At 53.6% G+C, this 12,737-nt stretch carries 9 protein-coding genes; 1 reads left to right on the forward strand and 8 read right to left on the reverse strand.

What is annotated here, in order from left to right; translation table 11 throughout:
- Nucleotides 1-130: 130 nt before the first annotated feature.
- The 4 genes from Poly41_RS30100 to Poly41_RS30115 all read right to left on the reverse strand — a co-directional run bounded on the left by Poly41_RS30100 (nt 131) and on the right by Poly41_RS30115 (nt 4,941).
- Nucleotides 131-1,228: a DNA glycosylase AlkZ-like family protein gene (locus Poly41_RS30100; protein WP_146531073.1), complete on the reverse strand. Its 1,098-nt coding sequence runs from the start codon at nt 1,226-1,228 to the stop codon at nt 131-133.
- Nucleotides 1,229-1,579: 351 nt separating this feature from the next.
- The gene (locus Poly41_RS30105) at nt 1,580-1,759 is read right to left on the reverse strand and encodes a hypothetical protein (RefSeq protein WP_146531074.1); all 180 of its coding nucleotides are present in this window, start codon (nt 1,757-1,759) and stop codon (nt 1,580-1,582) included.
- Nucleotides 1,760-1,878: 119 nt separating this feature from the next.
- Complete coding sequence (locus tag Poly41_RS30110) at nt 1,879-2,115, reverse strand: H-X9-DG-CTERM domain-containing protein (RefSeq protein WP_146531075.1); 237 nt, start codon at nt 2,113-2,115, stop codon at nt 1,879-1,881.
- A 72-nt stretch (nt 2,116-2,187) separates the two neighbouring features.
- Complete coding sequence (locus Poly41_RS30115) at nt 2,188-4,941, reverse strand: DEAD/DEAH box helicase (RefSeq protein WP_146531076.1); 2,754 nt, start codon at nt 4,939-4,941, stop codon at nt 2,188-2,190.
- Nucleotides 4,942-5,126: 185 nt separating this feature from the next.
- On the opposite strand from Poly41_RS30115, the gene Poly41_RS35475 reads away from it, so the two are divergent.
- Complete coding sequence (locus Poly41_RS35475) at nt 5,127-5,249, forward strand: hypothetical protein (protein ID WP_261344925.1); 123 nt, start codon at nt 5,127-5,129, stop codon at nt 5,247-5,249.
- Between the two features lie 166 nt (nt 5,250-5,415).
- On the opposite strand, the gene pgm is transcribed toward Poly41_RS35475, so the two are convergent.
- From pgm to Poly41_RS30135, 4 genes are all read right to left on the reverse strand, one after another.
- Nucleotides 5,416-7,059, reverse strand: coding sequence for a phosphoglucomutase (alpha-D-glucose-1,6-bisphosphate-dependent) (pgm, locus tag Poly41_RS30120; protein ID WP_146531077.1), 1,644 nt, complete (start codon nt 7,057-7,059; stop codon nt 5,416-5,418).
- 87 nt (nt 7,060-7,146) lie between these two features.
- Complete coding sequence (locus tag Poly41_RS30125; RefSeq protein WP_146531078.1) at nt 7,147-8,589, reverse strand: phospholipase D-like domain-containing protein; 1,443 nt, start codon at nt 8,587-8,589, stop codon at nt 7,147-7,149.
- A 424-nt stretch (nt 8,590-9,013) separates the two neighbouring features.
- A complete protein-coding gene (locus tag Poly41_RS30130; RefSeq protein ID WP_146531079.1) occupies nt 9,014-10,483 on the reverse strand; it encodes a nucleoside hydrolase-like domain-containing protein in 1,470 nt (489 codons plus the stop codon).
- A gap of 10 nt (nt 10,484-10,493) precedes the next feature.
- Nucleotides 10,494-12,719, reverse strand: a complete 2,226-nt coding sequence (locus Poly41_RS30135) for a hypothetical protein (protein WP_146531080.1) — start codon at nt 12,717-12,719, stop codon at nt 10,494-10,496.
- Between the last annotated feature and the right edge of the window lie 18 nt (nt 12,720-12,737).

Consider the following 12,737-nt stretch of genomic DNA (forward strand, 5'->3'; position numbering starts at 1 on the left):
GAGTTACGGGAATAGGTTGGGACGGATGAATAATCCGGGCTAGCGTGGGAGCCACGTGTGTCACTCGTTTGCGCGTCGGGCTTGTACTACGTCAGTAGAATCAAAGCGATCAATCAATGGAACCGTCGAACTAGAAAACAAGCTCCCAAGCACCACTCTCCAAACCCAAGAACTTCGCCATCGCTTCCACTTCTGCCTCTGCTTGCAATCGAAACGCCTTCGCGCGAGGTCGCTTGCCCACGTATCCGAAATCTATTTCCAAACGCTTGTCTACCACATTCGCATTTGCCCAACCGATGACGTCCTCTCGCCAAAGAACCGGCATTGCATAATAGCCACGTTCGCGTTTCCCCGCTGGCACATACGCCTCGAAACGATAAGTCCAACCCCAAGTCTGCGCGAATCGCTCTCGATCACGCACCAAAGGATCAAAGGGAGCCAAAATACGAACTCGCTCTGGAACCTCCGCCGACAGCCAATTCTCTCTAATCCAAAGGTAAGTGACACCCTCCACTTCGACCTCCGCCAGTTTCCCTGCCTCGACCAAGGATTCGATAGCCGCCAGTCGATCCGCCCGGCATGGCAACAGGTGATTTTGGCACCGCAACTCCGAAAGGAGGAAACCCTTTGTCGTCGGGCCAAACACAAAGGCAGTTGTCAGAACAAGAAGACAATATCGCTCCATTGGAGCTTCTGATTTCCCACTTGAATCCCCAGGAACCTGATAGACACGAATTCCCTTTTCCCGACGACTCACCCGCAGGTATCCATGATGATGAAGGCTCTCTAGAACCCGCTTCGTTTGTTGAGACTTACCGCCCCAATAGTTCTTTACCGACTTCCGACCAAATCTCTCTATCAATCCACGTGGATGAACCTCGCCCAATTCAGCCACCGCGTCGAGCACCTCACGCTCGAGTTTTCTTAATTTGCGTTTTGGACGCCAACGAAGGTTTCGCCAAACCTTGGGCGTCATAAACCCATAAGCAAAAAGGTATCCTTCCTCCGCTTCTAGGTCTTGGAATGACTCCTCCAATTCGCCCGCGACGTACCCGGCAACACGTTGCCGCAGCATCAAATCCTGAGCCCTCGCTGGCGATCGGATTGGGTCAGCCTGCACGAACTGCATCCCTTGCAACGCATCGGATAAGCGTAAGAAATTGGGAAAGGAACCAGAAACGATGCGACGCTTGAATTCCCTTGGTTGCAGCTTCTCAACAGTCGCCATTTCCTACTCTTTCTGATCGGGCGTGTCTCGTCAACGAACTGTCGTGCGGCGGAGAACTGGGGTCAGGCTTTGGCGAGGAGTGACAAGAAGCTTGCCGAGATCGTCAGTAAGAATGAAGTGGTTACCGACCGGGAATTTGTTGCGATGTATTGCGAATGTGTCGTGGGGCTTGAGCGGTTTTGGGCGATCGTCCAGAATCATCCGCGGCTGGCGCCGTTGGCAAAAGGTGTATCGGCCTCTGGCCTATGTTCACGACAATCGCTTCCGTAGTCCGTGGTGGATGGCACAGCATGGCATCGCGTCGTTCCGACGGCAACGCGTCATGCTAACGGATGTAGTAAGCCTTGAGGATCAATTGCCGTCTCGGATCGCATCCATCCTTGCTTGTTCACTATCCTGTTCCATCTCCAGATAATCGTTTGCGGTCACGTTTTCTGGACGTTCATTTACCGTGGGTTCATCACCGGAGCCACAGCCTTGCAGCGTTACTAAACCAATAAATAACAATGAGGTGAACATGATCGTTTTCATGATATCAACAAACCTGTTTCAAGGATCGGAAGCGGGCGTTCGTCGCAACGAACGAATAGAGTAATTGAGTTAATAACACGCTGCTGAGCGAACTCAGCAGCGTCATGATTGGACGAAACCTACAGTTCTTCGATCGAACGAGTTTCCTTTGCGGAGACACTACCGAGCGCGCCCCACAGTCCGTATGGGCTTTCGGAACCCGCCAGTGGCCCCCCCGTAACGCCGACGGGGCGTGAATTCAGGTTTCCGGTATCGATACTGTTGGTAACGAACTTCACCGCTCCGTCTCCCATCAGCACGTGGCATCCACCTTGATGACGACTGGCCATCGTGCGGCTCGGCGAGTGACCGGGCATTCCGATGAAAAAAGCCCCCTGCGGCGACGGAACTCGATTTCGAAGACAGGGAAACGCTTTTGAACTCAGGTGTCACCCTAGCAAGCGTGCCAACGTGGTCGCCAAGCCTCTTAACGCCTCGTCGTTTTCAAGGCAAATGGTGAGTTGAGGTCGGCCTTGTTCGTCGCGATCGACACATTGGCCCAGCCGCTCCGTCAATTTGGTGACCGTTTCTTCGGCAGGCGGCTTGGCATCGTTGCCGCTCATCAATTCGCCCGCCAAAGACAACGCGGCGGTCATCAATTGTCCGCTAGCCTGCGACACCGATTGGCGTTTTTGTGACAATGCCAACGCCTCGGCTTCCGCTTCAACACGACGTTTTTGACTTTCGTCGACCGGTGCCGCGAGCGGTTTTGGCAGGATCACTTCCAACCGTCGCCTCAAATCTTCCATGCCGCTCTGCATCGCCACTTCGCTGACTTCACTATCAAAGTTGATCGAGGCGTCCGCTAAGTCCTGCTTCGACGCCAGCGTCGTCAGCAAACCTTCCTCGATCGTGTCGCCCGTCGTGACGAGCTTATAGACGTGCACGGGGTTCTTCTGCCCCATCCGGTAGGCTCGTGCGATTCTCTGTTCAAGGATTGCCGGATTCCAAGGCAAGTCGACGTTGATGACCGTGTTGGCCGCTTGCAGGTTCAATCCCGTCGAACCCGCATTGGTCATATTGATGATTCGGCAGGCTGGATCGTTTTGAAAACGCGACACCAACTCTGCTCGTTTCTTTTGCGGCACCTGACCATCGAGCCGAACGTAATCGCAGCCGATTGCATCAAGCTTTTGTTCAACGCGATTGAGCATTCGCCGCCATTCGCTAAACAGCACGATTTTACGTGAGGGGTCCTCCAATAGTCCTTCCAGGAGTTCGCCTAGTCGCTCCAATTTGCTGCTGTACTCGGCGGCATCTTGATCCAATAAATAGGTGCTATCGCAAGACATGCGAGCCATCAACAAACACTTCTGCATCCTCAGTCGATCCATCTCCGTCATGAATTTCTTCGCGGCAATCTGAGCGACGACGCGAACGTTTGCGTCGTGCACTTCCTTTTGCTCTGCCGTGATTTCGCAGCGAATGATCTCGTCGGTTCGCTCGGGCAATTGCTTGGCGACTTCCGTCCTCGTTCGCCGTAGCAGAATGGGCTGCATTTTTTCGCGCAAAACATCCAATTGCCGATACCCAAGCGTCTTGCCCCGATCGTCAACCACATGATGTGAGTTGAAAAACTGATACGCCGGGCCGAGCAATTCTTCATCCACAAATCGCGTTACGGTGAACAGCTCGCCAAGTCGATTTTCCAGCGGTGTGCCGGACAACACCAAACGAAAAGGGCTTTCGAGTTGGCGAATCACGTTGCTGGTCTTTGATTCCCAATTCTTGATCCGTTGTCCTTCGTCTAAGATGATCAAATCCCAAGGCACATTTTCGATCGCCGATAAGTCGCGTAGTACTTGTTCGTAGTTGCAGATCGTAAAGAAGTTGTCGCCTTGATATTGTTTGATCCGTTCTTCTCCGTTGCCCAATACGATTTTTGAGGACCGTCCGCTAAAGCGAGCAATTTCGCTTCGCCATTGACTTTTCAGCGATGCGGGGCAAACGACCAGCACGCGTGAAATGTCGGCAAGCTCAGAGAGCAACTGCGCCACTCCGATACCCTGGATCGTTTTCCCCAATCCCATGTCGTCCGCCAGGATCGCTCGACCCGCCCCTGTGGCAAACGCAATCCCATCAAGCTGATACGGTAACAACTCCGCGTTGAGCAATTCCGTTCGAAGTGGGTGATTGTCAACATCCTCACGAATTTTGTCACACTCTTGACGCACACGTGTTTGTGTCAACTGACGCTGGATGAACGCTTCGGCATCGGGAAAAACCGTTACATCGTACCCCGACCCTTCAAGAGCCTGCAGCCGATTCATCGCGTCGACGGCGTCGGTGATCGAATGCTGCGCCGCATCGCCAACCAACTCTTCCATGTTGGCATCCGTCTTGAAGGGCAAATTGAATCGCAAGCCGCGCGGCGTCGCCCCATCGAATGACCCGTAGTCTAAACGCAACGACAATCGTTTGCGTCGATAGGGGGATCGAAGTTTCGCAGCCGAAAACCGCGTTTTGACTTTTGTTTGAACGTTCAAAATATGCTTGCACGTACCCAGCCGATTGGTGCGAAAATCAGGACAACTGCAATACGATTCACCTTCGGCCAAGCTGCGCAGTGCCACGCGGTAACTGCGTCCCGATCGCTCGCTGGTCACGACGTAGTCCGTCCAGGGCCGATCGGTGTCCATCGAGCGCACCCGCATGGTTTCTTCGGCAGCACGTTTTTGCCGATCTGCCATCGCCCTTTGCCGCAGTTCCTCGATCGTTAAGTTTTCTAGCGGTACCGATTCATCCGGTGGCATCGCAAGTCCGAGCACGGACTTCGCTTCCAGCAAGTAGTCCAGGGCCGCCCCGAGGTGTTCGCAGGGCACCTCGCATTGGTTGCAGTTGAGGTGCAACTGCTTGTCTCGCCCCGAATTCAGCGTCATCGTCGCGACGGCTAGCCCCGATTCCAATTCCTCATCAAGAACGCGAACGCGGAACAGATCGCCGCCTAAATAAACGTCTCGATCCGACTGCACTTCAAAGGCCTGCGCACCGCCGCGAAGCAACGCTGGTCCTTGGTCGCCTAACAGTCTGACCGCTTGGTGATAAGTCAGCGTCCCCAGCCGCTGGTGAAAAACATTGACTTTCGCCCCCTTCTTGGCACGAGATTGCTTTACATCACTCGATTTCTTGGTGCCAGTCGCCATGCTTCCATTCTCCGCGCGAGGTTTGTTGATGACCGAATTAGAACAAAAGACGGGGGGCGGGAAAAGCAGAGAATAGGCATGAAGCGGCAGAAAGCACCTTCGAGACCCACTTTCCCGTACAATCAACCCAACCACACATTCTTGTTGAAGATCCAACGCAACAACACACTGCGGGACTGCTCACGATGGGACTACCTGGACCAGCCGAACTACTCGTCATCGCCGGAATCCTGCTTGTTTTGGTCGGGATTCCCATTGCGATTCTTGTTGTCATCCTTCGACTTTCAAAACGCAACGACGGTCGTTAAATCCGAAACCGCAAATGACAGCTGTCGCAGATCCCCAGCGTCCAGCCCGGGCTTCATAGCGGACAGCTAACAAGCGAGCGATCGCTAGCGTTTGCATCGATGCAAACGCTCATCGATCCTCGTTCGTAAGAGGATAGCATCAGGGGCTCAAGGAATGGCTGCCAGGTCAGCTACTCAACGCATCGGTCACCATCTGTTTCGCCTCGGTTTGTATCCGTACCAGATGCTCCACCCCCAGAAAACTCTCTGCATAGATTTTGTAGATGTCCTCGGTTCCAGACGGTCGCGCGGCAAACCAACCGTTCTGCGTGACAACTTTCAGCCCGCCGATGGCAGCCTTGTTACCAGGAGCTTCGGTAAGCCGCGCTTCGATTGTATCACCCGCCAATTCTTTGGAACGAACCGATTCAGGATTCAATGCCTTCAAGGCATTTTTCTGTGCGGGGGTCGCTGGGGCATCGATGCGGGCGTAAACAGGATTGCCGAACTTTTCGACGAGCGTCTGATAATGCTGCCCCGGATCCTTGCCGGTTTTGGCCAGAATCTCAGCAGCCAGTAGATCCAAGATGATTCCATCCTTGTCGGTGGTCCAAGTGGTTCCATCCATTCGCAAAAAGGACGCCCCCGCGCTTTCTTCGCCTCCGAAGCCCAATGAGCCGTCCATCAGTCCGTCGACGAACCACTTGAATCCAACCGGCACTTCGCAGAGTGTTCGACCAAGATTCGCAGCAACACGATCGATCATAGAACTCGAAACCAGCGTCTTGCCAACCGCCACATTGGCACTCCAGTGAGGACGGTTTTGAAACAGATACCCGATGGCGACGGCCAGGTAATGATTCGGATTCATCAACCCAACCGACGGCGTCACAATGCCGTGACGGTCGTAGTCCGGGTCATTTCCAAAGGCGATATCAAAACGGTCTTTCAGGTCAATCAACCCGGCCATCGCAGAGGGCGATGAACAATCCATCCGGATCTTTCCATCTTTGTCGACCCGCATGAAGGAGAACGTCGGATCAACACGCCGATTGACGATCTCAATGTTTAGCCCGTATCGCTCGGCGATCGGTTCCCAATAGGCGATACCGGCACCGCCCATGGGATCCACACCAATCCTGAGCTTTGCCGCTTGAATGGCATTCATATCGACGACGTATTGCAGGTCTTCGACGTAGGGCGTGATGTAATCATATTCCTGTACAACATCAGACGCCAACGCATCCGCAAATCCCCAGCGTTTGACATCCGCCATGTGATTGCTGAGAATTTCGTTCGCGCGATTCTGGATTCCGGTGGTCGTTGCTGCGCCGGCAGGTCCGCCATGGGTTGCATTGTATTTGAATCCGCCATCCGATGGCGGATTGTGTGACGGTGTAATCACAACACCGTCGGCCAAGCCATCGCTGCGACCTCGGTTATGCCTTAGGATCGCATGCGAAATAACGGGCGTGGGAGTAAAACCACGTCCCGCATCGATCATCGTGGTGACCCCGTTGGCGGAAAAGACTTCCAAAGCCGAAACGAATGCCGGTTCTGACAAAGCATGTGTATCCATACCGAGATAGAGCGGGCCGGTGATTCCCTGTGACACTCGATACTCACAAATTGCCTGAGCGATCGCGAGGATGTGATCTTCATTGAACCGCCCCGTTGTCGAAGTGCCACGGTGCCCCGAAGTGCCGAACTCGACGGCTTGAGCTGGATTCTTTGGATCGGGTTTCAGGGTGTAATAAGACGAAATCAGCCGTGGAATGTTCTCGAGTAGTTCGTCGGGAACCGGCTGTCCCGCGAGTTTGTGCAGTGTCATGATCGGGTCTCGTTCATTGAAGTGGTTCGGAAAGATGCTCGGAAGGCTCTTGAGGGAAGACAGAGCAATTGCGGCGTTTCCTAGAGATTATAGCAAGTGTCGCAGCAAGGGCACGACGGCTTGCAGCGTTCGCATCTGGAATCGACGCTGCAGTGATGCGTCACCGATGACTTCGGGGAATAGAGACCCATCTTGTACGGAACGAGCATGCTCAAGCCGCTGGTTCATCAGTGGCTTGAGCATGCTCGCGACACGCGAATCCGAGACGAACACACATAGTTCATGATTGAACCGTTCACCACGAGAATCAAAGTTTGAACTACCAAATAGAACATCGCGTTGATCAACGACAACCGTTTTCACATGCAGATGTCCCTGTCCGATGTACTCAAACAGATTGACTTTCATGTCCAACAGTTTCTTTTTGTCGCGTTGGTATCCTGCATACACCAACACTTGATCCGTAGACTGCAACGAGTTGGTGAGCAGCGTTACCTTCACGCCGCGATCGGTCGCACGTCGGATTGCGTCTAACGTCTCGGGTGTAAAGATTGGATAGGGAGATTCGATGTCGATCGATGAATCGGCCGAGTCGATCATGGCACACAGCAGCCGCTGAAGTTTCCGATTCGATGGTTGCCCTGTCGCGTCGCGAACCAAACAGGCCGAAACCTCCGTGAGCGAAGTGGTTGGGCAGCCGCACGAATCACAGGCGGCGGAGGAACCATCGCAACCGATTCGGTTCATGGATACTTGCATCGCCTGTAGGTACGTCGCGCTGCGTTCCGCTTCCGAGGTGATCCAAGGGACAACTCCCATCTTTAGGTCCCTTTTTTGATCACTCCCAATGGTGTTGGCCTCGGTGGCACACCGCACTTCCGGTGATCTCCATAATTGGTCAAAGTAGTCCGTAGCCGAATTGCAAATCTCGCCTGCCATCATAAAGTCGCAGTCGATAAAGTTCGTTTCCTCACGTCCGAAATGAGTGTCACGCAGATTCCGGCTTCCAATCACCATCGCTTTTCGGTCGACGAGAAACAGCTTGTCATGCAATCGACGATTCCACCAAAGAGGATGTGCATGAAAAGGCGGGTGAAAGACGCGGATTTCTACACCGTCCTCCACTAAACGTTTGACAAATCCGGATGGCAAACGCAAGTTCAGCCCATCAATCAGCACGCGCACACGCACGCCTCGGGTCGAAGCTTGACGCAGTAAAGCGAGTAATCCGACGGGCACATCACTGCCGTCTACGGCAAATGAAATGACGTTAATTTCATGCTCGGCATTCTCGGCCAAGGTGACTCGGGCCCGCAGAGCGGCTTGGTCTTCACTGAGTATCGAAAAGTGGTTTGCGTGAGTGTCGTTGTGACTATTGAATGCAAGAACAACGAACCAACCTATCGCTGCCCAACTCACGAAGGGCACAGGTCGTTCGACGAAAGCTCGCAAACGTAATACAGTGAAAACGCTCCGCACCTGGTACAACCCTTCTTGCCAACGAACACAATCATCCCACGGAATGCTCATCGACCAGAATGCCGTATCAAGCGAACCAGGGCCGTATCCATTCGGGTTACGCAGGATCGGCGGATAATTTGGCTTCGTCTTTCAAGCCAGAGACTTTTGGCTCCAAAGGACTTCCCAGGATCGCCCCCCGGGCCTCAGCGTTGGAGTCCAGGCTTTAGCCGCACAAGCGCGCACGGAGCCCCAACCGCAGTCGCCTGAAGGCTACGACTCCAACGCAAGTTGGAGTTCAGGCTTCAGCCGCACAAGCGCACCAAACGAGCCATCGAAGATACAAGACTACGGCCGTTAATCGGGTAAAGCCCGCACCCTTCACCCCCAAGGCCCTTGCTGCGGGCCATCCATGGGTAGAGCGGTGCTGCAAAAAAAATCGGTGAGTCACGTAAACAAAGCAATCGAAAGAAGCATGCGATGTAAAACGAGCTTGTCACATCACCTCCAGCACGACTCGGCGGTAATCGGACATGCCGATTTCTGGGTTCTTATCCAGTACTTCCAGAATGACATGAATCTCCTTACCACCCGCGTCGGTGGGTAGGGACAATTCCGTTTTCTCGTGGTTAGGATGCGTGATGAGGATGCTGCCATCGTAGGTACCAGCCTCTTTGTAAACCCACCATCGAAAAGTCAACGCATCACCATCAGGGTCGGATGAGTCCGATGCGTCGAGGGAAAGTGTCTGCCCTGGCGATACTTGAAGATGGAGAATGTCGTCTGCCTTGTCGCCATTCACAGTGGCGATGGGATTGTGGTTTGCTTCGTCAAACGCTTTGACGCACCAGTCCATACGGCCACGAAAATCGTTAAACATTGCTCTTCGGAAACGCCATACCGGCACCATGGAGTTGTCAAATGTCTCGCTGTGGACGGGGTCAGTCCATTCTTCTTGCTCCGAGTCGGCCTCAAACATATAGAAATCACCGTAGCTTTGTTCGTCTGCTTTTTCCGGTGCATGCCGTGACCAGACGTTCTTGTGCTTGGACCGAGAGAAACGTCCGCTCCAACCGCCCCAGCAGAGGTGCTCTGGATCGGATAACCCGTGGTTCGCTAGGCCGGTCCATGGAATCGTCCCTCCTCCTTCGATGAAATGCCAATCCTTGAAAATGCGATCGGGAAACAGCCTTCCCAGCTCTCCGTGGTTTGCTTGGATATGTTCGTGAGACCATTCTCCTTGACCCTCGGCTGTCCGTGGATACGGTTCCCATGTATAAGGACCTTCAACGTTCGTCCCAGTGCCGGGCCCGCCGTAGCAATAGGTCTGTCGATTGCTTCGATGCCAGGCAATCTCAGGATACTTGTTGGCGATCCAAGCACCCGAGTTGTCTTGAGCGCCGTTTTCGAACACGACCAGCTTCTTGCACAACACATCCATTTGCGTTGGCGAGCGGGTCTTATCCAGATCCACCAGAGCTTGAGCCAGCGTGTTGGTGCCGGCATTTCCCACCAGATAAAGCTTGCGAGGATCGTTCTTGAGAATGGCCGCCTCGACCAATTTTGAAGCATCGGTTGATTTTCCTTCGGCCACGGCTGCAATGCCATATTCAGCGGTGCCGGCTTTGACAATGCTTCGCAGGTAAATCGGGTCGGGCCATCCCGCGGCGTGTTTCTCGAGATTTCCGACCACCTTTGCGTAGCCGTCAATCAGCTTATGAAACAATTCAGGATGGACATGGCCCTTGAAACCGTCCCTGCCGTCATGCAGGTACTTGCCCGAACAGGCGACAAGTCCTTCCAGGTCAAACATGTTGCTGTACATCAACATGTGCATCATCTGCTGCTCTTCGTCAGGCTCGTTTCCCATGTCTGCCATGATGATGAGCCGCGTCTTTTCCACAGCAAAGGTCAGCTGTACAGGCATGAGGATGCAGAAAACACAAAGGATCAGTTTTCGATTCATTCGTTCCCTTTCACTTGGATAGGCCCTTCGCACTCGGAACCGTGTTTCGATTTGTTGAACGTTTCGGACTTGCTTCTTCAGCTTCAACCGACCGAGCTTCCTTCTTTACATCTTCCAAGATCTTCCACCAATCCAGGTAATGTGTGCGAGAGAACAACTGTGAGTTGTATTGGCCGGTAGCGGACCGCGCGTATGCCTCCCAGTCGCTGATTGCCTGGTTGAAATGCTTGACGGCGCGCTGATGATTGGCGCGTCGTTCTGGATCAGCACGATAGACGGCTAATTCAGCGGCTCCGCGGATTTTGCTTGCGTAATACCGTCCCAACAAAGCCATCGCTTCCAAATCACTGAGTGTCGATAAGAACTCCTTCTGACTCGGGACGCTCTGTTCGCGCAAGGCTGCCACACCCCGCAAAGTCCGAGTAGCAGATTGATCCAAACAGTCAGCTACCTCCAGTGGCGTAATTCCATCGAACGGTTTGCCGGCGAGCACAGCGTCGGCAAACTCATGAACGGACAGGATCCCGGAACCCTCCAAGGGGCCGAATCTGAAGAACGAATGATCGACGGTCAGGAAGCCTCCGCTTGAAATGCATCCCTCGGGGGAAAACATCGAATCGTTGATGCGGAAAAAGAAACGGTTGACTTGCGGGATAATTTGCGAGGACGATTTCCAGGTGTCGTAGAGCAATCTCGAGTCCGCTTCTGGGAAGCGATCGCTCAGCCGTTGCTCGAAGAACTCACGCGTCAGGGTCAGGTCGTAGCCCAGCCGACCGAACATCATGAATCGATACCAGTGCTTATCCACCTCCAATTGGCCAGAAAGATCCGCGTCTTTGTGGACGAACTCACGCCCCTGCACGAACCCGTCCGGCCCCAAAAAGTAGCCGGCTTCGGATCGCATCAGGTCGCGTGGCACATTGGCCATGAATTCACGCACGTAATCCGGGTCGCCCCACCGCAACACGAACAGATCGTCATTGCGAAGATTCAACCAACAGGGCACCTTGATTGACTCAAGACCATCACGGTATTCGAAGTCCATGTAAGGTGACGTTGTTGTGGAATGCACACGAGCCCTGGCATACTTGTGGTCCGTGTGAAATGGCCCTGCGTCATAGTCTTTGAAAGCCTCCAGAATGCTGTCGGCGTTGGACAGCAGGCTACGAAAGATAAATCGGATTGAACGATCCGGATGTTTCTTGTGATAATCCATGATTCCCAGCCCAAAGGTTCGCCACAACCATTTCTCACGTTCACCCCCTCGAATATCGAAATGCTCTCCGGCAGCCACACCAATGCCGTCAACCTGAGGATACGTTTCTAGAAATCGGGTCGTGCAATAGCGAATGTAGTCAATGGTCTTCTCGTTCTTTCCGCTGTCCGTAATGCCGTATTTATTTTCGGCGCCGAACGTATAGATGTTCCAATGGAAGACATCGATTTCGATGCCATGATCTTCGGCGTAGGTGAACACCTTTTGCCAAAACGCGATTTTCTCGTCCAACGAAATTTGTTTGACGACCTTCGTATTGGCGGGATCGAAGAGATCCAGTTTATCCCAGTGGCGGTCGCCTTTTTCGTCAACAGGTTTTCTCAGAACATGCACATCGTCATAGTTCGCCTCGGGATACTCCGGCAGCTTGACGAGCCCCGGATAGGGATGGGTGGTCCAGAGTGTCAGCACGTTGTACCGGTTGCGGACCATGCTATTGAGAAACTCGTGCCAAAACTCCCACTCCCACATCACGGGAATGTTTTCATGGGCGGAGGTTCCTGTGTCGTCGTAGCTTGGAGCTCGCGCGTCGAGCGGAATATTGAACTTCAATCCACGGCGCAGAATGTAGGGTTTGCGAGCCTTGTCCTGCACTGCGTCAAGTCCGCCGCCCAGGCTGATCTGCTCGGCCAGTTCCAACGCACCATACATCGCCCCGACCGAATCTCCCGCAACGATACGGATGCCTCGTGATCCCTCTCGTTGGATGCGAAAAGACTGGGGCCCCATTCCCGGTTCAAATTGTGAAATCACAATTCCTAGATCCGCATTCTCGCCAACGACTTGGTTCCCCGTCGCCTCCAAAGAACGCTCAAGATCTCGAACTCCAAAGGCGTGCATGGGATTGGCAGCGTCATACGTGATTGCCACCGTTTGACCTGCGTAAACGACGACATCGATGGACAAAAGCGGCACAAGAAACGCAAAGAGGATCCCTACCGTAATGTTTTTCATTTTCATAGCCCAGCCATCTCCAAC

Source organism: Novipirellula artificiosorum (assembly GCF_007860135.1).
GTDB lineage: Bacteria > Planctomycetota > Planctomycetia > Pirellulales > Pirellulaceae > Novipirellula_A > Novipirellula_A artificiosorum.